19 protein-coding genes are annotated in these 21,333 nt (G+C 70.2%); 8 read left to right on the top strand and 11 right to left on the bottom strand.

Translation table 11 applies throughout. The features are described from left to right. Positions 1-56: 56 nt before the first annotated feature. The 3 genes from fghA to K8640_RS29055 form a co-directional block, all read right to left on the bottom strand. Positions 57-908: an S-formylglutathione hydrolase gene (fghA, locus tag K8640_RS29065; RefSeq protein ID WP_223750027.1), complete on the bottom strand. Its 852-nt coding sequence runs from the start codon at positions 906-908 to the stop codon at positions 57-59. Continuing rightward, on the bottom strand, positions 905-2,017 hold the full coding sequence (locus tag K8640_RS29060) for an S-(hydroxymethyl)glutathione dehydrogenase/class III alcohol dehydrogenase (RefSeq protein WP_046713461.1): 1,113 nt from the start codon (positions 2,015-2,017) through the stop codon (positions 905-907). The genes fghA and K8640_RS29060 overlap by 4 nt, the downstream gene beginning before the upstream one ends. Before the next feature lie 175 nt (positions 2,018-2,192). Beyond that, a complete protein-coding gene (locus tag K8640_RS29055; protein ID WP_223750026.1) occupies positions 2,193-2,981 on the bottom strand; it encodes a tetratricopeptide repeat protein in 789 nt (262 codons plus the stop codon). A gap of 283 nt (positions 2,982-3,264) precedes the next feature. Between K8640_RS29055 and K8640_RS29050 the strand changes: the two genes are divergently transcribed. Both K8640_RS29050 and K8640_RS29045 read left to right on the top strand, forming a co-directional pair. Then, complete coding sequence (locus tag K8640_RS29050; RefSeq protein ID WP_223750025.1) at positions 3,265-4,809, top strand: alkaline phosphatase; 1,545 nt, start codon at positions 3,265-3,267, stop codon at positions 4,807-4,809. After that, on the top strand, positions 4,806-5,243 hold the full coding sequence (locus K8640_RS29045; protein ID WP_223750024.1) for a hypothetical protein: 438 nt from the start codon (positions 4,806-4,808) through the stop codon (positions 5,241-5,243). The genes K8640_RS29050 and K8640_RS29045 overlap by 4 nt, the downstream gene beginning before the upstream one ends. A gap of 1 nt (position 5,244) precedes the next feature. On the opposite strand, the gene K8640_RS29040 is transcribed toward K8640_RS29045, so the two are convergent. Next, positions 5,245-6,441, bottom strand: a complete 1,197-nt coding sequence (locus K8640_RS29040; protein WP_223750023.1) for a metallophosphoesterase — start codon at positions 6,439-6,441, stop codon at positions 5,245-5,247. A 176-nt stretch (positions 6,442-6,617) separates the two neighbouring features. Here K8640_RS29040 and K8640_RS29035 point away from each other — a divergent pair, with 176 nt between their 5' ends. Beyond that, complete coding sequence (locus tag K8640_RS29035; RefSeq protein ID WP_223750022.1) at positions 6,618-7,388, top strand: SDR family oxidoreductase; 771 nt, start codon at positions 6,618-6,620, stop codon at positions 7,386-7,388. Between the two features lie 43 nt (positions 7,389-7,431). Here K8640_RS29035 and K8640_RS29030 read toward each other — a convergent pair whose 3' ends face one another. From K8640_RS29030 to K8640_RS29015, 4 genes are read right to left on the bottom strand one after another with little or no spacing between them, the layout of a single operon-like run. Further along, positions 7,432-8,637, bottom strand: coding sequence for an ABC transporter permease (locus K8640_RS29030; protein WP_223750021.1), 1,206 nt, complete (start codon positions 8,635-8,637; stop codon positions 7,432-7,434). A 27-nt stretch (positions 8,638-8,664) separates the two neighbouring features. Beyond that, positions 8,665-10,095 (bottom strand): efflux RND transporter periplasmic adaptor subunit, encoded by a 1,431-nt coding sequence (locus K8640_RS29025; RefSeq protein WP_223750020.1) that lies wholly within the window; start codon positions 10,093-10,095, stop codon positions 8,665-8,667. Between the two features lie 49 nt (positions 10,096-10,144). Beyond that, a complete protein-coding gene (locus K8640_RS29020; protein WP_223750044.1) occupies positions 10,145-10,879 on the bottom strand; it encodes an ABC transporter ATP-binding protein in 735 nt (244 codons plus the stop codon). A gap of 8 nt (positions 10,880-10,887) precedes the next feature. After that, positions 10,888-12,372, bottom strand: coding sequence for a TolC family protein (locus tag K8640_RS29015; RefSeq protein WP_223750019.1), 1,485 nt, complete (start codon positions 12,370-12,372; stop codon positions 10,888-10,890). Between the two features lie 490 nt (positions 12,373-12,862). Between K8640_RS29015 and K8640_RS29010 the strand changes: the two genes are divergently transcribed. Beyond that, positions 12,863-14,107, top strand: coding sequence for a sensor histidine kinase KdpD (locus K8640_RS29010; protein WP_223750018.1), 1,245 nt, complete (start codon positions 12,863-12,865; stop codon positions 14,105-14,107). A gap of 1 nt (position 14,108) precedes the next feature. Next, positions 14,109-15,455: a sigma-54 dependent transcriptional regulator gene (locus tag K8640_RS29005; protein ID WP_223750017.1), complete on the top strand. Its 1,347-nt coding sequence runs from the start codon at positions 14,109-14,111 to the stop codon at positions 15,453-15,455. A gap of 16 nt (positions 15,456-15,471) precedes the next feature. Here the strand turns inward: K8640_RS29005 and K8640_RS29000 are convergent, their stop codons facing one another. Continuing rightward, positions 15,472-16,053: a hypothetical protein gene (locus tag K8640_RS29000; protein ID WP_223750016.1), complete on the bottom strand. Its 582-nt coding sequence runs from the start codon at positions 16,051-16,053 to the stop codon at positions 15,472-15,474. A gap of 99 nt (positions 16,054-16,152) precedes the next feature. Here K8640_RS29000 and K8640_RS28995 point away from each other — a divergent pair, with 99 nt between their 5' ends. Beyond that, complete coding sequence (locus K8640_RS28995) at positions 16,153-16,617, top strand: tetratricopeptide repeat protein (RefSeq protein ID WP_223750015.1); 465 nt, start codon at positions 16,153-16,155, stop codon at positions 16,615-16,617. 10 nt (positions 16,618-16,627) lie between these two features. Here the strand turns inward: K8640_RS28995 and K8640_RS28990 are convergent, their stop codons facing one another. Next, complete coding sequence (locus tag K8640_RS28990; protein ID WP_223750014.1) at positions 16,628-17,023, bottom strand: VOC family protein; 396 nt, start codon at positions 17,021-17,023, stop codon at positions 16,628-16,630. Between the two features lie 135 nt (positions 17,024-17,158). Here K8640_RS28990 and K8640_RS28985 point away from each other — a divergent pair, with 135 nt between their 5' ends. Together K8640_RS28985 and K8640_RS28980 are read left to right on the top strand one after the other, a co-directional pair. Then, a complete protein-coding gene (locus tag K8640_RS28985) occupies positions 17,159-18,856 on the top strand; it encodes a phosphatidylinositol-specific phospholipase C domain-containing protein (protein WP_223750013.1) in 1,698 nt (565 codons plus the stop codon). Between the two features lie 58 nt (positions 18,857-18,914). Then, positions 18,915-20,480 carry a hydroxymethylglutaryl-CoA reductase gene (locus tag K8640_RS28980; RefSeq protein WP_223750012.1) on the top strand — a complete coding sequence of 522 codons (1,566 nt, stop codon included), beginning with the start codon at positions 18,915-18,917 and terminating at the stop codon, positions 20,478-20,480. A gap of 50 nt (positions 20,481-20,530) precedes the next feature. On the opposite strand, the gene K8640_RS28975 is transcribed toward K8640_RS28980, so the two are convergent. Then, entirely contained in the window at positions 20,531-21,298 is a 768-nt protein-coding gene (locus tag K8640_RS28975) for an ATP-grasp domain-containing protein (protein WP_223750011.1), read from the bottom strand. Between the last annotated feature and the right edge of the window lie 35 nt (positions 21,299-21,333).

Genomic DNA, 21,333 nt, shown 5'->3' with positions numbered 1-21,333 from the left:
ACCGCGGGGGCCGGGATGTGTCACCCGGGCCCCCACGGAGCTCGCGAAAGGGGGGCCTACGCGTTCAGCGCCGCGGCGTGGTGCCGCAGGTGGTCCTCCATGAACGTGGAGACGAAGTAGTAGCCGTGGTCGTACCCCTCGTGGATGCGCAGGGTGAGCGGCTGTCCCGTGGCGGCGCAGGCCTCGCGCAGCAGCTCCGGCTTGAGCTGCTCCTGGAGGAACTTGTCGCCCGTGCCCTGGTCCACCAGCAGCGTGGGAAGGTGCTGCTTCGCGGCGCGGATCAGCTCCGTGGCGTCATACGCGCGCCACGCCTGGGTGTCCTCGCCCAGGTAGCCCTTGAAGGCCTTCTGTCCCCACGGCACGCGCATGGGCGCGACGATGGGGGCGAACGCGGACACGGAGCGGTAGCGCCCGGGCTGCCGCAGCGCCGACACGAGCGCGCCATGGCCTCCCATGGAGTGGCCGAAGATGCCCTCCCGGTCCTCGCGGGCCGGGAAGTGTCCGGCGATGAGCGCGGGCAGCTCCTTCGTGACGTACGTGCCCATGCGGTAGCGCGCGGACCACGGGGCCTGGGTGGCGTCCAGGTAGAAGCCCGCCCCCACGCCGAAGTCCCAGGACGCGTCCTCGCCCGGATACCCCGCGCCCCGAGGGCTGGTGTCCGGCGCCACCAGCATCACCCCCAGCTGTGCCGCCACACGCTGCGCGCCGCCCTTCGTCAGGAAGGTCTCCTCCGTGCACGTGAGGCCCGCGAGGTAGTAGAGCACCGGCACCTTGCGCTCCCGCGCCTGCGGCGGGACGAAGACGCCGAAGCGCATCTCGCCCCCGCACGCCTCGGACACGTGCTTGTAGAAGCCCTGCGTGCCGTCGAAGCAGCGGTGCTGGCTGAGGAGCGTGGGCGCCGCCGTCATGAGTACTTCACCACGCTGCGGATGGACTCTCCCTTGTGCATCAGGTCGAAGCCCTGGTTGATGTCCTCCAGCTTCAGCGTGTGGGTGATGAGGTCGTCGACGTTGATCTTCCCGTTCATGTACCAGTCGACGATCTGCGGCACGTCCGTGCGGCCGCGCGCGCCGCCGAAGGCGCTGCCCTTCCACACGCGCCCGGTGACGAGCTGGAACGGCCGCGTCTTGATCTCCTGCCCCGCGCCCGCCACGCCGATGACGATGCTCTCGCCCCAGCCGCGGTGGCAGCACTCGAGCGCCTGGCGCATCGTGTTCACGTTGCCGATGCACTCGAAGCTGTAGTCCGCGCCGCCGTTGGTCAGGTTGACCAGGTACGGCACCAGGTCGCCTTCGACCTCCTTCGGGTTGACGAAGTGGGTGAGGCCGAACTTCTCCGCCATGGCCTTGCGCGCCGGGTTGATGTCCACGCCGACGATCTGGTCCGCGCCCACCATGCGGGCCGCCTGCACCACGTTGAGGCCGATGCCGCCCAGGCCGAAGACGACGACGCGCGCGCCGGCCTCCACCTTGGCCGTGTACACGACGGCGCCGATGCCCGTCGTCACGCCGCAGCCGATGTAGCAGACCTTGTCGAACGGAGCGTCCTCGCGAATCTTCGCGACGGCGATCTCCGGCAGCACCGTGTACTGCGCGAAGGTGGACGTGCCCATGTAGTGGTGCACGGCCTGCTTGCCCAGGCGGAAGCGGCTGGTGCCGTCCGGCATCAGGCCCTTGCCCTGCGTGGCGCGGATGGCCGTACACAGGTTCGTCTTGCGCGACAGGCACGACTTACACTGCCGGCACTCGGGCGTGTAGAGCGGGATGACGTGGTCGCCCTTGCGCACCGACGTCACGCCCGGGCCCACGTCCACCACCACGCCCGCGCCCTCGTGGCCGAGGATGGCGGGGAAGAGCCCCTCCGGGTCCGCTCCGGAGAGCGTGAACTGGTCCGTGTGGCAGATGCCGGTGGCCTTCAGCTCCACGAGCACCTCGCCCGCCTTGGGTCCCTCCAGGTGCACCGTCTCGATGACCAACGGCTTGCCTGCCTCGAGCGCCACCGCCGCGCGCACGTCCATACACGAGCCTCCCTGTGAGAAATGAAGGGCGGGAGCGTAATGCGCGGCGGGCGGGCGTCGCACGACGGATTCGCTCGCTGATGCCTGGCGGACGCTTCCGGGGCTTATCGACAAATGAAGAAGGGCCTGGAGCCGACGCGCGGTTCCAGGCCCTTCGGGCAAGGCAGGGGAGCGACTACGGCGTGCCGGCCGCGGCCTGGGCCTTGGCGGCCTTCTGCGCCTCGCTGAACTTCTTGGTCATCTCCGCGAACTGACCCTGGTACTCGTCCATCTTCTTCTGGTGCTCGGCGGCGCGGGCGTTGGCCTCGTCGACGATGGTCTTGTCCTTGGCGTTCTCGGCGGCCTCGGACAGCGCCATGTCCTTCTGCTGCCGCTCGTACTCCATGAGGCGGCCCATCACGACGCGCTTGTTGAGGTACGTGTTGGCGGAGTTCGGGTTGATGGCGATGACCTGGTCATAGATGCTCAGCGACTTCTCCAGGTCCGCCTTGACGATGGGGGCCGACATGGAGCGCGCGCCGCCCTTCTGCGCGTAGATCTCCGCGATCCACCCGAGGGACGCCTCGTCCTTGGGCTCGATCTTGAGCGCCTCGTTGAAGTACTTCTCCGCGTCCTCCAGCGTGCCGCCCTTCATGTGCATGCTGGCCAGGGTGCGGTAGGTCTCGGCCTTGTCCGCGGGGGTGGTCTTCATCTCGAGGATCTTCAGGACGGCCTCGCTGGCCTTGTCCATCTGTCCGAGCTCGAGGTGGGCGAAGGCCTTCTTCTCCCAGACCTTCTCCTGCTTGGGGTCCGCCTGGAGCGACAGGGCGTAGGCCTCGGTGGCCTCCTTGTACTCCTTCTTCGCCAGGTGGTTGGTGCCCTTGACGCGGTTCTGCTTGGCGACGTCGTTCTCCTCGCTACAGGCCACGGTGCCACCCAGTGCGAGAACTCCGACCATCAGACCGACTCGTGCCAGTCGCTTCATGTGTGTGAACCTCTCGAGCGGGCCTGGGGAGTCGACCCCGGCCCAGTCCATCCTGCTGTTCGCTCAGCGTGGGACCCGCCCTCACGCGGATCCGGAATCAGGGGCGAGCATACCCGAAGTCACGGCCCCGCCACCCAGGAGCAGCGCGCGCCTGCCTCCCTGCCTTCCGGCCACCCCCTCCTGGGGCCCGGTCCACCCGACGTGGGGGCGCCTGTGGACACCCGGGGTGTGGGGGCGCTGCTAGGGTGCGGCCCCGTGTTTCCCCCGTCGGAGCTCTCGCGCCATGACCGTCCTCACCCGACGTACCGTCCTCCAGGGGCTCGCCGTCACCGCCGCGGGCTGTGCCTCGACGCGCCCCCTCGTCGCGCCGCGCTCCGGACCGTCGCTGCCCCTGGGCGCGCAGCTGGGCGACGTGCGCACCGGGGCCGTCAGCGTCTGGGGCAAGGCGGAGCGGGCGTCCCGGCTCGTGGTGGAGTGGAGCGAGGACTCGCGCTTCGCCCGGGGCGTCCACCGGGTCGAGGGGGGACGGCTCACGGCCGAGACGGACTTCACCGGCGTGGTGGACCTCACGGGGCTGCCTCCGGGGCGGCAGCTCTTCGTGCGGGTGCTCGCGGAGGAGGGCGGTGCCACGGGGGAGGCGTGGACGGGGAGATTCCTGTCGGCCTCGGATACCGCCCGGGACCTCTCCTTCGCCTGGAGCGCGGATGTCTGCGGGCAGGGGTGGGGCATCAACCGGGAGTGGGGTGGGTATCGCGGCTTCGCGGCCCTGCGCGCGCTGAAGCCGGACTTCTTCCTGCACGTCGGCGACGTCATCTACGCGGACAACCCGCTGTTGCCCGAGGTGACGCTCCCGGACGGGCGCGTGTGGCGCAACGTCGTCACGCCCGCGAAGTCCAAGGTCGCCGAGACGCTCGAGGAGCTGCGCGGGAACTTCGCCTACAACTTCCTCGACGAGTCCCTGCGGGCCTTCGCTCGCGAGGTGCCCATTGCGTACCAGTGGGACGACCATGAGGTGCGCAACAACTGGTATCCGGGCCGCTCCATGGCGGAGGACCCGCGCTACACGCGGGTCTCGGATGACGGCGTGCTCGGTGCATGGGCGCGTCAGGCGTTCTTCGAGTACTCACCCGTGGGCGGCGCCGCTCGCGCGGAGGGGCGCATCCACCGTCAGCTCTCCCAGGGGCCGCTGCTGGATGTCTTCATCCCGGACGTGCGGGCGTTCCGAGGGCCGAACACGCTCAACCGTCAGACGAAGCAGGGCCCGGAGACGGCCTTCCTGGGACGCGCGCAGCTCGATGGCTTGAAGCAGGCCCTGGCGTCCTCGCGCGCGACGTGGAAGGTGATTGCGACCAGCATGCCGCTGGGGCTCGTGGTGCCCGCGGAGAAGACGCCGGACGGTCCGCTCATGGAGGCCTGGGCCAACGGGCCGGGCGCGCCGATGGGGCGCGAGCTGGAGCTGGCGGAGCTGCTCTCGTTCCTGAAGGAGCGACGGGTGCGCAACGTGGTGTTCCTCACCGCGGACGTGCACTACCCGGCGATGCACCACTTCCATCCGGACCGGGCGCGCTTCCGGGACTTCGACCCGTTCTGGGAGTTCGTCGCGGGGCCGCTCAACGCGGGGACGTTCGGCCCGAGCCCGCTCGACGAGACCTTCGGCCCCGAGGTGAAGTGGCAGAAGCCGGCCACGGTGATGAACGCGGCGCCGTGGGAGGGACAGCAGTACTTCGGCAGCGTCCGCATCCAGGGCGCATCGGGCGTGATGACCGTGGCCATCCACGACCTCACGGGCAAGGCCCTGCATCAGGTGGAGCTGGAGCCGAGCCGATGACGTGGGTGGTCATCGTGTTCTCGCTCGGGGCGGCGGCCTTGGGTTGGCACCTGATGACGAACCGGCGCGCGCTTCCGGTTCCGTCGCTCGGGGCATGTGCTCGCTGTGGGAAGGCGCGCGAGCTGCTCGACGAGGAGCTGGATGACCATCACCTCGACGCGGAGCAACGACGCCACGAGCAGAGCGGCGCCGTGGACTATCACGTCTGGTGGTGCGGCTCGTGCGAGGAGGGCGTGGTGGTGCGCAACACCGCCTTCGAGCAGACCTGGAGCCCGTGTACCGGGTGCGGCGCACGCGCGACGTTCAGCGTGCACACCGTCGCCGCCGCCACCGAGCGCAAGGGCGGAGAGCTCCGGGTCGAGGTGACGTGTCCGGCCTGTGGCCGCGTCGACAGCCACCGTCGCTATACGCCCCGCATCCCTCCTCGGGGATGACTCACGTGGTGAGCACGAGCTTCACCAGCTCCGGAGGACTGCCCACGCGCATGGGCGGTCCCCAGAAGCCGCAGCCCCGGCTCACGTAGATGTGCGAGTCCTGATGGCGGTACAGGCCCGCCACGTGCTCCCAGGCGAAGTTGATGAGCAGCGTCATGGGCACGAGCTGCCCGCCGTGCGTGTGGCCTGAAATCTGGAGGTCCATCCCGCGCTCCGCGGCCACCTTGAAGTTCGCGGGCTGGTGCGCGAGCAACACCGCCGCGCGCTCCGGGTCCCTCCCTTGGAGCGCGAGATCCAGGTCGTAGCCCTTCTGGTTGCGTCGCTTCCAGCCGCTCCAGTCATCCACGCCGACCAGGTCCAAGGATGCGCCCGCGTCACCGATGCGCACGTGGCGGTTGCGCAGCGACTGGATGTCGAGCGACTGGAGGAACGTGGTCCACTCCACGTCACCCGAGTAGTAGTCGTGATTGCCGGTGACGAAGTAGCTGCCGTACCGCGAGCGCAAGTCCCGCAGCGCCGCGACGGAGGGACCCAGCGTGGGCACGTCGCCGTCCACCAGGTCGCCGGTGATGGCGAACAGGTCCGGCTTCAGCGCGTTGGCCTGCCGCACCAGCTCGTCCATGAACCGGCGCTGGATGAACGGGCCCACGTGGATGTCCGTGAGCTGCACGATGCTGAGCCCGTCGAGCGCGCGCGGCAGCTTGGGAATCCGGATGGCGACCTCGGTCACCATCGGCGGCGCGAAGGCTCGCCAGTGGCCGTAGGACGCGAGGCCACCTCCCGCGATGGCCGCGCCTCCCGCCAGCGCGCGTCCGAGGAACTTCCTCCGCTCCGGGTCGATGGGCTCCTCGTTCGGGGACGCGAGCGGCGTGGCCCGGCGCTGCTGGAGGCGGCGACCCAACGCGAGGAACGCGCGGGCGAGGTCCATGGCTCCCAGGGCCAGCACGAGGCAGAGCGCCACGCCCATCCACGTGTACGTGGCCACCGTGACGGTTTGCTCGTGCTGCTCGGGGACGGCGTCCAGGAGCGTGCGTCGCAGCCCCAGGAACAGCGTGAGCAGGCCCAGGACGACCATGGCCACGAGCCGGCCGACGCGGCCTCGCACCAGCTCACGCACCAGTCGCCGGTAGAGATACAGGTGGCCCAGCACCGCGCCGAGGCCGATGAGCATCGAGAAGGAGGAGAACCGGAACGGCATGGGGATGTGCCCGGGCTGAGAACGGACGGGCAGGGTAGCACGCGGCCTCGGGCCCGGCCGTGTCCCGGAGATTGAACACTGAGCGTGGCACACGGCGGACGAGAACCGGCCAGGTGTGCTCCGGGCAGGTAGATTCCCCGGCCGTGACAGCAGGCGAGCCTCGGGAGGGGACACACATGGACAAGGTCATCGTCATCACGGGGGCGAGTGGAGGAATCGGCGCGGAGCTGGCGCGGGTGGCGGGCGCGCGTGGGGCGAAGCTGGTGCTGGCGGCCCGTCGCAAGGATGCGTTGGAGACGGTGGCGACCCGCTCCGGCCGGGACTCGCTGGCGGTCGTCACCGACGTGACGTCCCGCGCGCAGGTGGAGACGCTGCGCGACGCGGCGCTGGAGCGCTTCGGTCACATCGACGTCTGGGTGAACAACGCGGGGCGCGGCATCACCCGCTCCGTGGCGGAGCTCACCGACCAGGACCTGGACGAGATGTGGCGAGCCAACGTCAACAGCGCCCTCTACGGGATGCAGGCCGTCCTGCCGCACTTCCAGGCACGCAACGCGGGGCAGATCCTCAACATCTCCAGCACGCTGGGGCGCCTGCCCGTCGTGCCCCATCGCTCCGCGTACAGCGCGGCCAAGCACGCGCTGAACGCGCTGAGCGCCTGTCTGCGGCAGGACCTGCACAAGACCCATCCCGGCATCCACGTCACGGTGGTGATGCCGGGCGTGGTGGCCACGGAGTTCGGGACGAACGCGCTGGGAGGCGGGCCGGACTCGCGCATGCTGCCCGGGGCTCAGCGCGTCGAGGAGGCCGTGGAGGTCATCCTCGACGCCATCGCGCATCCTCGCCCGGAGGTCTTCACGCGGCCCGCGGCGCAGCAGGAGGTGGAGCGCTACTACCGCGACGTCGCCGCCTACGAACTGGACCCGGGCGCTCGCCCCGGCCGCTGAGCGCGCGCGGCCCGGGAGGTGTGCTCCCGGGCCGGACGCGGCGTCACTCGTAGCGCAGCGACTCGATGGGCGCGAGGCTCGCGGCGCGGCGCGCGGGCCAGATGCCGAAGAACACGCCGACGGTGGCCGAGAAGGCGATGGCCAGGACGATGGCCTCGGGCGCCACCACCATCGTCCACCCCATGAGCTTCTGTAGCAGCGCGGCGCCGCCCACGCCCAGCGCCAGTCCCAGCGTGCCGCCCGCGAGGCAGAGCACCAGCGACTCGACCAGGAACTGGAGCAGGATGTCCGTGCCGGTGGCGCCCAGCGCCTTGCGCAGGCCGATCTCGCGCGTCCGCTCCGTCACCGAGACGAGCATGATGTTCATGATGCCGATGCCGCCCACCAGCAGGGAGATGGCGGCGATGCCCGCCAGGAGCAGCGAGAAGGTCTGCGTCGTCTCCTGCACCGTCGCCAGCAGCGACGCCTGGTCCCGGATGTTGAAGTCCGCCTGCTCCTCGGGGCGCAGCCGGTGCTCGCGGCGCAGCTTGAGGTCGATCTCCGCCATCGCGTCATCCATGGCGCCCTCACCCGAGGCCTGCACGGCAATCGAGCGGATGCGGTTGCTGCCCATCACCCGGAACTGCGCGGTGGCCAGCGGGATGTAGAGGCTCTCGTCCGGGTTGGAGAAGCCCTGCGAGCCCTTCTCTGCGAGCACGCCGATGACCTCGAAGGGGATGCCGCGGATGCGAATCGTCTCGCCCACCAGCGCCGAGGAGTCCCGCACCCCCAGCTGCCCGGCCGCCAGCGCGCCCAGCACCACCACGCGGCGCCGGCCCTTGTCCTCCGCCTCGGTGAAGAGCCGCCCCGAGACGATGTTCGACTCGTTGATGTTGAAGTACGCCGGCCACGTACCGACGACGGACAGGTTCGCGTTGCCCGCGCCGTACTCCACCTGGAAGCGGGACTCGATCTCCGGGGCCACGTTCTGGATGTGCTTGGGGTTGGCGCGCAGCGCCTCCGCGTCGTCGATGGTCATGGTGGCCTGACCTCGGCCGAGACCGCCGGAGAAGGACTGTCCAGGGCGCACGGTGAGGACGTTGGTCCCCAGCGTCTTGAGCCGCTGCTCCACCGAGCGCTGGGCTCCCTCGCCCAGCGCCACCATGGTGATGACCGCCGCGATGCCGATGACGATGCCCAACATCGTCAGCAGGGAGCGCAGCTTGTTGGCGAGGACCGCGTCGAACGCGACCCGGATGATTTCTCCCATGACCTGTCCTCCTCCTCCTGCCGCCGACTACCGTCCGCCGCGCATGCCGCCGCCGCCTGCACCCGGAATCATGCCGGCCGACTGACGCATGCGCTCCGAGCGCTGCTGCTGTTGCTGCTGGAGCTGCGCCACCGACACCAGCATCACCTGGTCGCCCTCCGTCAGGCCGCTCAGCACCTCGGAGCTCTCCCAGTCGCTCAGCCCCAGCGTCACCCGGCGCGGCTCCGGTCCGTTCGGCCCCTTCACGAAGACGATGCCCGGCCGCGTGTCCCCGGTGCCCTGACGACCCTCGCGCCCACCGCCCCGGTTGCGACGGCCGCCACCCTCCGCGCCCGGCTCCGCCGCCTGCGCGCTCACGTTCACCGGCGTCGCTCCACCCGGCGCCACCGCGCCCTTGTCCGCCGCGCCCTCGGGACGCGCCGCCGCGTCACCGCCCGGCGCCCCCGCGTTGCCGCTGCCGCCCGTCGGCCGCATCAGCGAGCGCACGGACTCCTCGGTCAGTCCCACCGCGAGCGCCGCGGCGCGCGCGTCCCGCAGGCCCACCACGGCGGAGTTGGGGACGGTGATGGCGTCACGCCGGCGGGAGATTTCAATCGCCACCTCCGCGTTCATGCCCGGCCGGAGCAGGCCCTCCGGGTTGTCCAGGCGCACGAGCACCGGGAAGAGGGTGACGTTCTGCTCCACCAGCGCCTGCGGTTCGATCTTCACGACCTCGCCGATGAACGTCCGGCCCGGGTAGGCCTCCATCGTCACGCGCGCCTTGAGGCCCGCCTTGAGCTGGCCCACGTCCGTCTCGTCCACCTTGGCGCGCACCTGCATCACCGACAGGTCCGCCATCTTGAACAGCGTGTTGCCGCCGGACACGTTGGAGATGGCCGAGGCGATGATCTGCCCGGGTTGGATCTGCCGCTCCAGCAGCGTGCCGGAGCTGGGCGCGCGGATGGTGACGTCGCGGCTGCGCTCCTTGGCCAACTGGAGGTTCGTCTCCGCGCGCACCTTGGCCGCCCGCGCCGTGGCGAACGCGTCGATGGCGGACTCGTACTCCTGCTGCGTCACGTAGCCGGACTGCCGCAAGGACTCCATGCGCTGGCGCTGGGCGTCAGTCGTGTTCAGCCGCACCCGCGCGGACTCCACGTCCGCCTGGGCCTGCGCGAGCGCGTTCTGCACGTCGCGCGGGTCGATCTCCGCCAGCAGGGCGTCCTTCTCCACCTTGTCGCCGGTGTCGAAGAGCACGCGGAGCACCTCGCCGGAGGCCTTGGACTTCACCTCCACCACGCGCAGGGGCTCCACCAGGCCCGCGGACTCCGCGACGACCTCCATGTCCCGGCGCTCCACGACGGCCACCGCCGCCGAGCGCTCGGGCGTCTTCGGCTGGCTTCCCTGCTGGGTGGCGTACACGCCCGCGCCAATCAGGACCGCCGCGACACCCGTGATGACCACCTTCTTCACCTTGCTCACGACGACCTCCAAATCTTCGTGGCCTTCTCCATCCAGGAGACGGACCTGCTCAGTGCTTCTTCAGCTCGTCCCGCTCGATGACGCCGTCCTTCAGGAACAGCACCCGCTGCGCGTGCGCCGCGATGTCCGACTCGTGCGTGACGAGCATCAGCGTCTGTCCCTGCGAGTGCAGCTCCCCGAAGAGGGCCATGATCTCCTCGCCCGTGCGACTGTCGAGCGCGCCCGTGGGCTCGTCCGCGAGCAGCAGCGCCGGCTGCGTCACCAGGGCGCGCGCGATCGCCACGCGCTGGCGCTGGCCGCCGGACAGCTCGTTGGGGCGGTGGTCCTTGCGGCTGCCCAGGCCCACCTTGTCCAGCATGGCCGCGGCGCGCTCCAGGCGGAGCTTCTTGGGCACGCGCGCGTACACCAGGGGCAGCGCCACGTTGTCGAGCGCGGACGCGCGCGGCAGCAGGTTGAAGCTCTGGAACACGAAGCCCAGCTCGCGGTTGCGGATGCGCGCCAGCGCGTTCTCCGTCATGCCCGCCACCGGCTGGCCGTTGAGCCAGTACTGGCCCTCGCTGGGCACGTCCAGGCAGCCGATGAGGTTCATGAAGGTGGACTTGCCCGAGCCGGACGGGCCCATGACGGCCACGTATTCGTTGCGGCGGATGGTGAGGTCCACGCCGCGCAGCGCGCGCACCACCTCCGAGCCCATGGTGTAGTCCTTGCAAAGGCCCTCCACCCGGATGACCACGTCCGCGATGTCGCGCGCCTTGTCGGCCGGTGCTCCCGTCGTGTCGTTCATGGGTGTCGTCACAGCTGCCTCCCGGCGAGCGCCTCCAGCTCCGCGTGCGCGATGCGATAGTCGAAGCGCGAGGACACGAGGTTGATCTCCGCCTGGACCAGGTTCTCCTGGGACGTCAGCAGCTCCAGGATGGTGGTGGCCCCCAGACGGTAGCGCTCTTCCTGCACCTTCAGGTCCTCGCGCGCCACCTCCACCGACTGCTCGGAGAGGCCGATGCGGTCGGCGGACAGGCGCAGCTGGTTGAGCGCCTGGTGGGCACCGGTGCGCACCGCGCGCCGCGTGTCCGCGAGCTGCACCTGCGACACCACCTCCGCCGTCTTCGCCCGCTGCACGCGCTCCTCGCGCAGGAAGCCGTCGAAGATGGGGTAGGAGAGTCCCAGCCGGACGTTCCAGCTCGTCCTGCCGCCATTGAAGCTCGGGTCCTGGTTGAACCAATCGTAGCCGGCGGACAAGCGCACCGTCGGCAGGTAGGTGGCCTTGGCCACGTCCACGCCCGCCGCGGAGGCGCTCAGCGTGGAGGCCGCCGCGAGCACCGCGGGGGCCTGCGCCTCCAGGTCCGACACCAGCGTCTCATCGGAGACGGCGAGCGGCTTCGGGTCCAGGTTCTCCGTGCCCTTGGCCTCCACCGCGCCCTCCGCGCCGATGAGCCGTCCGAGCGCCAGGGCCGCGGAGGCGCGCTGCGTCTCCGCCGTGCGCAGGGCATCGCGCGCCGTGGTGTGGTCCAGCTGCGCGCGCAGCAGGTCCGAGCGCGTCGCCGAGCCCACCGCCAACCGGCGCTGCGCGGCCTCCTCGTTCTGCCGGGCCCGTTCGATGCGCGAGCGCGCCACGTTCTCCAGGCCCGTGCCGCGGAGGACCTCGTAGTACGCGCGCTGCACCTCGAGCACCGCGCTGGCGCGCTGCGCCCTCAACTGCGCGGAGGCCGCGCCCGACTGGGCCTTGGTCTGCTCGCGCGTGGCGCTGCGCTGGCCGCCGGTGAAGACGTTCCACCCGGTGGACAGGCCCGCGCTGTAGTTGTCGGCCGAGCCGTTGATGACCGCGCCCGTCACCGGCTCGACGCGCTGGGTGCTGGAGAGCGAGCCGCTCGCGCTCGCCGACAGCGTGGGGATGTACGCGCCCACGGCGCTGCGCTCGGCCGCCGCCGCGTTGGTGACGTTGCCCTCGGACTGCGCCACCGCCGGGTTCGTCTTCAGCGCCCGCGCGATGGCCTCCTCCAGCGAGACGCTGGGCACCTCCGGCTGGGCCTGCCGGGTGACGCCCAGGTCCGTGGGCACCGCCTCGCTCGGAGCGCTCGGCTCCTTCGGAGGCGCCGCGGTCTCCGCCGGCGCGGGCACCACGCCCGCCTGGGCGAGGCCCAGGAGGGCGACCTTCGTGGGCGCATCACCCGGCAACAGCGCGGCGCCCTTCGTCGCGCCCGCCAGACCCGTACCGGGCACCACCACCACGCCGAGCATCCCCAGGGTCAGCGCCGTCAGCCGCTGGGGCCGCCTCTTCAACCACGCTTTCCGGAGCATCGTCATCGCCGCCATGTCCCGTTGCAGGCCGGTGCGCTCCTGGCGCTCCGGCGTTCCCAGGCAGGGTCGATTGCATGCACCTTGCCACATTTCAACCCTGCGGAATCACATGGAAAATGTCTCCACCGACTGCGGGAGTCGCCGGTGGGGTGCGGATTCCGCATGCGCTCGACGCGGCTCGTCATCGGGGGATGGGGCCATGGGCCTCGTGCTTGCACAACGGAGTCTCGAAGAGAGGTGGTGACCCGGCTCGGGCGCCACCCCCAACCCTCGGGGAGAGACAGATGGGCTCGGCAGCGTTCAAGCAAGGAGGAGCCCACGCGGCGCCACGTCGTGACGGAAGGGAGTGCGGATTCCGCATCCTGGATGCAGAGTTCGCAGCGAGTGGAGGAGCCGCATGGAGTGGAAGACACCCGGAGCGAGGGCCGCGTCGATGAGTGGCCCGGCCCGTTGGAGACCGCGGGGTCCCTGGATGCCCTGGGTGGCGGCCGGGCTGATGTGCGCGGTGCTGCTGTCCGCCGTCGTGTTCATCCGTCGCTCGGCGCTGGAGTCGTCCTCGCTGGTGGTGCGCGGCATGGCGAACGTGCTGATGCTCGCCGGCGTGGAGGCCTTCCGGGAGGGCACGGGCGTGCCGAGCCAGCAGGCGCTGGAGGCCTTCCTGAACACCCACCAGGAGGGCGGGCTGCGCTACGTCGCCATCGTCGAGGACGGGCAGGTGCTCGCCTCGGCGGGTGTCGGCTCGTTGGGGAAGATCGAAGACGGCACGCAGCTGCGCTTCGAGGAGGGGCGGGGCCGCTTCATCCACCGGCTGCGCAAGCCGAGGCCGCCGGACGGCCCGCCCGCCGTGAGCGGGACGCCGCCGATGGTGGAGCCTCCTGTCTCGCAGGAGCCTCGCCGCAACCTGCGCATCGGCTACGACTTCGAGCCCGTCACGGCGCTGGAGTTGAAGGAGCGCTCACAGCGGCTGCTGTTCGTGGCCGCGGTGTCATGCATGGGCATCCTGGGGCTGGCGTTCGCGTTCTCGCGCTCGCTGGCGCAGCGTGAGGCGCTGGCGGCGGAGCTGGAGCGTGGGCGTCGGCTGGCGGCGCTGGGCACCATGTCCGCGGTGCTGGCGCACGAGCTGCGAAACCCGCTGGCGTCGCTCAAGGGGCATGCGCAGCTGCTGGCCGAGCGCGTGGAGCGCGACGAGGTGCTGCGTCCCAAGGCGGACCGCATCGTCGGCGAGGCGGTGCGGCTGGAGCAGTTGATGAACGACCTGCTGAACTTCGTGCGCAGCGGCGAGCTGCGCCGCTCGGGCACGGACCCCAACGAGGTGCTGCGCGCGGCGGTGGAGGCCACGGGTGAGTCGAGCGTGGAGGCGCGGTACCTGCCGGGCCACGAGACGGTGGAGCTGGACGCGGGCCGCTTCCAGCAGGCGCTGGAGAACGTGCTGCGCAACGCGGTGCAGGTGAGCCCCGCGGGGCAGCGCGTGGAGGTGGGGGTGGCGCAGGAGGGGCCGGCGCTCGTCTTCACGGTGAGGGACCATGGTCCGGGCATCCCCAAGGGCGACGAGGAGCGCATCTTCGAGCCCTTCGTCACCGGGCGCCTGCGGGGCGTGGGGTTGGGGCTGGCCATCACCCGCCGCATCGTCGAGCTGCATGGGGGCTCGGTGAGCGCGAGGACGCACGCGGAGGGAGGCGCGGAGTTCCGCCTCACCGTGCCGGCGAGGGGGACCTGAGATGGCGCGCATCCTGGTGGCGGATGACGAAGAGGGCGTGCGCTCGTTCATCGCGGAGGCGCTCGAGGTGGAGGGCCACGCGGTGACGACGGCGGCCGACGGCGAGGAGGCCGCGCGGCTGTTGTCGAAGCAGGGCGTGGATCTGCTCGTCACGGACCTGCGCATGCCGGGCATGGACGGGCTGACGCTGTTGCGCAAGGTGCGCGAGGAGCAGCCGGACGTGGAGGTCATCGTGCTCACGGCGGTGGGCTCGGTGGAGAGCGCGGTGTCGGCGATGAAGGCCGGCGCGTTCGAGTACCTGCTCAAGCCCGTGGGCAGTCCCGCGGAGCTGCGGCTGACGGTGGCGCGGGCGCTGGAGCGGCGCGCGCTGCTCAACCTGAAGACGGAGGCGCGCCAGTCCACGAGCGAGGTGGTGCTCAGCTGGGGCGCGCCGACGATGGGCCCGGTGGTGGAGGCGCTGCGCAAGGTGGCGCCCACGCAGGCCACGGTGCTGCTGGTGGGGGAGAGCGGCACGGGCAAGGAGGTGGCGGCGCGCGCGCTGCATCAGTGGAGCGAGCGCTCCGAGGGGCCGTTCATCGCGGTCAACTGCGCGGCGTTGACCGAGACGCTGTTGGAGAGCGAGCTGTTCGGCCACGAGAAGGGCGCGTTCACGGGCGCGGTGGCGCAGCGGCGCGGGCGCATCGAGCTGGCCCAGGGTGGCACCTTCTTCCTGGACGAGGTGGGCGAGCTGAAGGCGGAGCTGCAGGCGAAGCTCTTGCGTGTCTTGCAGGAGCGGCGCTTCGAGCGCGTGGGTGGGACGCGGACGCTGGAGGCGGACGTGCGCTGGGTGGCGGCGACCAACCGTGACCTCAAGACGATGATGGCGCACGGCGAGTTCCGCGAGGACCTCTACCACCGGCTGGCGGTGTTCCCCATCCGGCTGCCCTCGCTGCGCGAGCGACGCGAGGACCTGCGGCCGTTGGCGGAGCTGCTGCTGCGGCGCATCGGCGAGGAGCTGGGACGTCCGGGGTTGAAGCTGTCACCGGAGGCGTCGGAGCGGCTGGAGTCGTTCGCCTGGCCGGGCAACGTCCGGGAGCTGCGCAATGCACTGGAGCGCGCGGCCATCCTCGCGGACGGCGCGGTGGTGGAGTCGCGTCACCTGTGGCTGGACCCGACCAGCGCGCCGACGTCCACGCCGACGCCGGCGGTGGGAGCGCGGCTGCCGGACAAGACGTTGGAGGAGCTGGAGCGGATGGCCATCGAGCAGGCCATCGCGGACGAGGGCGGCAACCGCAAGCGCGCGGCCCAGCGACTGGGCATCGGCCTGCGGACGCTCTACGACAAGCTGCGGCGCTACGGGATGCAGTAGCGCCGCGGGGCGCGGCTCACGGAGGGCCGTAGCCCTGCACGCGGGAGTTGAGCTCCACCGCGGTGGCGTAGATCTGCGCCCACGTGCGGTACTTCAGCCGGTCGCCGAAGCCCTTCTGGTCATTGGCGTAGTCGAACAGGTCCTTGCGGAAGAGCGCGTCGGCGGCCTTGCGCGCGTCGCCGCTCAGGGGCGTGCCCTTGCGGTCGAAGTAGCGCAGCAGGTCGTACCCGTAGTCGTGCGTCTTCGCCGCGGGGTCGAACTCCTTGTCCGGTCCAATCTTGCCGGGCGCGGACGCGGAGCCGTGCGGGTCCTGCATGCGCTGACCGTGCTTCGTCTGGATGGCGAAGGGCTTGTAGCCCATGACCTTCTCGAAGTCGGCCGGAGGAGGACGGGCACCCGTGAGGTACTCCGTCATCAGCTTGCCGTGGTCTCCGGCGGGCGCCTTGCCCACGCGCGCCGTGGCGGCCGTGCCCTTCGTGAAGGTGTCCTCGGTGTTCGGACGGACCAGGGCCGTGTTCTGGGCCTTCTCCGAGGCCGGAGCCTCCGAGGCGGAGGGCGTCTGGCGGCGGGGGGCGACGGGAGCGTTGCGAACGAGCATGAAGGGACCCGGGGGAAAGCTTCTCTCGGGTTGTCGCAATTTGTAGGGTGGAAGTTGCGCGGGTGGGATTGACGCATCGCATTGTGAGAAGGAGAGCACGTGGGCGCGGACCTGTATCGAGACGGAGTGGCTCGGCTGGAGGCGGGGGATGGGCGGGAGGCGGCGCGCCTGTTGGAGGCCGCGCTTCGCGAGGCCCCCGGAGACGTGAAGGTGATGCATGCGTTGTCGCGGGCCCTGGATGTGACGGGCGAGCGGGAGCGCTCCGTGCAGCTCCTGGAGTTGGTTCACGCGAAGGCGCCCTCGGACCCCGAGGCCGCGTGTGAGCTGGCGATGGCCCTGCTGGAGCGCACCGAGGACGCGCGCGCGGCGGAGGTCCTGGCGCCGGTGCTCGCGGCGCAGCCCGACCACCCCAGGGCGAACCTCTGCATGGCCATGGCGCTGGCCAAGACGGACCCGGAGCGGGCGAAGGCTCACCTGAAGCCCGCGAGCCGGAGCGCGGACGCGGACCAGCGGGAGCAGGCGGCGGCGCTGGAGCGCGTGTTGTCGGGACAGTCCCCCGGCTGAGGCCAGGGCCTCACGTCAGCCGGACACAGGCCTCGATGTTGTTGCCGTCCGGGTCCAACAGGAAGGCGGCGTAGTAGGAGAAGCCGCCCTCGCGGACACCGGGGGCGCCGTTGTTCCGTCCTCCCGCGGCGAGGCCCCGCTGGTGGAAAGCGTCCACCACCTCGCGCTCCTTCGTGGAGAACGCGAGGTGGAGCGGGCTGCGCGCCGGCGCGTGCTCGGCCGTCCAGGTCGATGGCCGCAACGTGCCCACCCAGAGGAACGGCGACTTCGCGTCCGTGCCGAAGATGACGAAGCCCTCCCCGCGCTCCAGGACGCCCAGGCCAAGCGGTTTCAGGCACGCCTCGTAGAAGCGCACGCTCGCGTCCAGGTCCGTCGTCACGAAACCGAAGTGGTCGAGCTGGAGCATGCCCGTACGGTGTGGACCCGCCCGTTCCCTCGACAAGCTCCTCCCGGAGTGCCGGGCGCCTGCCTTCCCGCCTGGATAGCGTTTTGAGTGTTATGCTGCTTTTGCGGCTTATCGCTCATCCTTGTCGAGGGCTTCATGTCAGTCCTGCGTCTGCGTCACATCCTCGTGTCCCTGGCGGTGGGGCTGGTGGCGGCGGCCCCCTCCGCGCTCGCGCGAGGGCGCTACTACAACGACTCCGGCAGCATCGAGACGACCCATCCTTCGTGGATGAGCTGGGTGTCGAACTCGACGAGCCTCGCGTCGTTGTCCATCCCCGGCACGCACGACACCATGGCGTATCAGTCGTATGGCGGGAGCCTGACGCAGACGCAGTCGTTGGACCTGCGCAAGCAGTTGGATGCGGGCGTGCGCGCGTTGGACATCCGGTGTCGACACATCGGCGACCGGTTCACCATCCATCACGGTGTGGTGTACCTGCACGTCAACTTCGATGACGTCCTGCGCACCACCATCCAGTTCCTGAACGACAACCCCACCGAGACGGTGGTGATGCGCGTGAAGCGCGAGCACACCGAGGAGGACATCACCCGGAGCTTCAACCAGACCTTCGAGTGGTATCGCGACCAGCCGGCCTACAGCCCGTATCTCTGGCGAGGCTCGCATGTGCCCACGCTGGGCGAGGTGCGCGGGCGCATCGTCGTGTTGGACGACTTCGCGGGGGGCGCTTACGGCATCCCCTGGGGGGCGCTGGAGCTCCAGGATGACTGGACCGTGTCGCAGCTCGCGGACATCGACGACAAGTGGAACAAGGTCCGGGCGCACCTGGACCGGACGCAGGGTGGCGCGCCGTCGAAGCTGTTCGTGAACTTCCTGAGCGGCGCCTCCGCCATGGCGCATCCGCTCCACGTCGCGGGCGGCATCAATGTCCTGGGCATCGGCTATCGCGGGGTGAACGACTTCGCCATCGACCACCTGGTGGGCGGGTACGCGCAGCGCGCGGGAATCCTGATGATGGACTTCCCCGGGGCGGGCCTGATTGACGCCATCCTCGCGCTCAATGTTCGGCTCCTGCCGAGCAGCGCGGCGCTCCCTCCGGACTTCGGAATCATCTTCCGGAACACGGCGCACACGGTGGGCGGTGACGCGGAGGCCCGGTGGCGCGGGACGCGGGCGTTCCTCCAGAACGCGGCGCCGGGGCGGTACTGGCACATCCTGGCGCTGAAGCGGGAGTGGGGCGGCTGGATGCACTACGAGGGCGCGTTCCTCCAGTCCGACTCCATGGATGAGTACACCCACCTGGCCTTCACGACGCGCACGGTGACGAGCGTGGTGGGGCCCTCGTATCTCGCCAGCTACGTGAACGGACAGCTCGGGAGCCTCTCTGGCGGCGCGGGAGATCGGGCCACACAGCTCCATGGCCGGCTGAGTGCGCGCTTTCCGTTCCAGCTCTGGTCCGTGGTGGTGAAGCGCTCACCGGGAGGCCTGAGCAACTGGGCGTACTCGGACTACGGTCGTGGTTACAAGACGTCGTCGGGTGATTACACGTACGCGGTGCAGGGGTACTCGGCGGGAGACGGCGTGTACCTGCACGAGCACGGGGGCTACGAGGGCAACGTGATGCGGCTCACGTCGAGCGTCGGCAACCTGGGGGACTTCGGCTTCAACGACGTCACCAGCTCCGTGACGGTGCTCGGCTCGTATCAGGCGACGCTGTGTGAGCATGCGTTCATGTCTGGACGGTGTTTCAGCACGTCCTCCAGCATCGACAGTGTCGACTCGGTGGCGGGCGGGCCGTGGAATGATCGCATCTCCTCGCTCGCTGTCTCACGCTAGGGACCTGGGGCCGTGGTCGGAGGTGAGCACGTGAATCATGTTCCCGGTGGGAGGGGACATGAGCAACGAAGGCACCGGCTTGGATGGGTCGGCCCCGATGGTGTTGGGGCCGTGTCTCAGGAATCGACGTGGAGCCGTGGAGGTCTCGCTGACGAACCAGGTCGCGGACCTCCAGCTCATCCGGGTGGGGGTGGTGCGGGTGAACGGGCGGGAGGTTCCGCTGGAGGACATCGTCCTGGTCCCCGAGGAGGGGGCCGTGTGGCCCGGTGTGGACCTGTCGTCCCGGTGTCCGTTCCTCTTCGAGCGACAACGTCGTGTGTGGCTCCGGGTCGGTATTCCGCCGCTCGCGATGGGGGAGCACCGCGTCGAGCTGGAGCTCGAGTGTGGGGTTCATGGCGTCATCCGCGCGGACGTGACCCAGGTCATCGACGAGCCGCATCCGGAGGCGGATGGGCGGATTCCGCGCGCCCCGGATGACGACTTCGCCGAGGGGGTCGTCCGCGCGCGGCGGGCCCACGCGGAGCAGTGGGCTGGGACGCGGCTGAGCCATGTGTCGAGCCCCTCGTTCGAGCCCGCGCATGCGAGGAACGCGTGTGAGCACTTCACCGGGGTGGCGCAGGTCCCGCTGGGTCTCGCGGGACCGCTCATCATCCAGGGAGAGTACGCCCACGGTCCGTACCTGATTCCGCTGGCCACGACGGAGGGCGCGATGGTGGCGAGCTACAACCGGGGCATCAAGCTGCTCAACGCGTGTGGCGGAGCCCGCTGTACGGTGCTGGAGGATGCCATGCAGCGCGCGCCGGTCTTCGTGTTCGACGATGCGAGGGCGGGGCGTGATTTCTCGCGGTGGCTGCGAGCGAACGAGTCCGCCATCGCGGAGCAGGCCGAGGCGACGAGCCATGTGGCGAAGTTGCTGCGCCTGGAGACGTATCAGCTCCACCGGTTCGTCTTCGTGCGGTTCAACTTCGCGACGGGGGACGCGGCGGGCCAGAACATGGTGGGAAAGGCCACGTTCGCGGCGCTGCTCTGGATTCGCGAGCAGTATCCGCACATCCGAGCGAGCTTCCTGGATGGGAACGTCTCCACCGACAAGAAGTCGTCACGGCTGAACATCCTCCAGACGCGGGGCAAGCGCGTGACGGCGGAGGTGGTGGTACCCAAGGCGCTGTTGCTGGAGAAGATGCGGACCTCCGTGCAGCAGGTCGTCCTGTTGCAGCGGGTCAGCGCGGAGGGCTCCAGCCTCGCGGGGGCGCACAACAACGGGTGTCAGTCCGCCAACGCGCTCGCGGCGTTGTTCATCGCCACCGGCCAGGACGTGGCGACGCTGGCGGAGTCGGCCGCGGGCGACCTGTACATGGACGAGACGCCGGAGGGCGACCTGCATGCCTCCATCACGCTCCCGTCGCTGGTGCTGGCAACACACGGAGGTGGCACGGGGCTGCCCACGCAGCGCGAGTGTCTGGAGCTGATGGACTGCTTCGGGCGAGGCAAGGTGCGTCGGCTCGCGGAGATTGTCGCTGGCGTGGTGCTCGCGGGGGAGCTGTCGCTGGCCTGCGCGGTGGCCTCCGCGTTGGGCTCGGAGGAGTGGGTGACGAGCCACGAGAGCCTGGGGCGACATCACTGAGGGCGCGCCGGCCGCTCGCGAGAGGCCGGCGCCTTGCTGTCTCCATCGTCTCAGAACGGCATCGACTCGATGGCGTCGACCATCTTCCCCACGTCGTAGGCATAGAAGCCCGCGGCGTTGAGCGTGTTGATCTCCCCGACGTGGGGCCGGTGCTCGTGGACGAAGATGTCCAGGGCATAGGCCCTGTCCGGCCCCCACCGCGCCGCCATCCGCTGCGCGAAGGTCCATACGTCCGGCTCCACCTCCGACGAGGAGAAGACCCGGTCACCCAGCTTGTAGCGCGTCCCGGTGACGACGCGGCCATCCACGACCACCATCCGGTACTCGCTCTGGATGCGACGAGGCTCGCTCACGGCGACCCAGGTCTCCGCGGTGAGCTGCGGCGTGTCGCCCACTCGCAACACCTGCTCGCGCCAGGGCTCGAAGTCCTCCCACCGCGCCACCATCCCCGAGAACGCCTTGTCATCGAGGCAGGGGCGGATGAAGAACGCGCCCTCCTGGCGAGGCACCTCGGCGAACCGGCAGACGCGCGCGTCCCCGTTCAGGAGGAACTCCCCTAGGTGCTCGCGCCAGACGCGGAAGTCGAACCGCTCGTTGATGAACGCCCCTGGCGTCCATCCGCGCCGCCGCGCGTACCGGGCCAGGCTCAACGAGCCCATCACCATGACGTGCCCGTCCACGTCGACGGTGGGCTCGACGCCCCCGTCGAACGGAATGACCTTCACCAGGGTGTGCGGAATGCCGCCGCGCTCCAGGACCCGCAGCAGCTCGTGGAAGCCGCGCTCGTTGAACAGGTTGTCCTGAACGACCCAGTGCATGACATGGCCCTCCGTGGAACCTCGAGCGCCGGGGA

It is taken from the genome of Myxococcus sp. XM-1-1-1, from assembly GCF_020037095.1.
GTDB lineage: Bacteria > Myxococcota > Myxococcia > Myxococcales > Myxococcaceae > Myxococcus > Myxococcus fulvus.
This window is presented reverse-complemented; position numbering and strand designations above follow the sequence as displayed.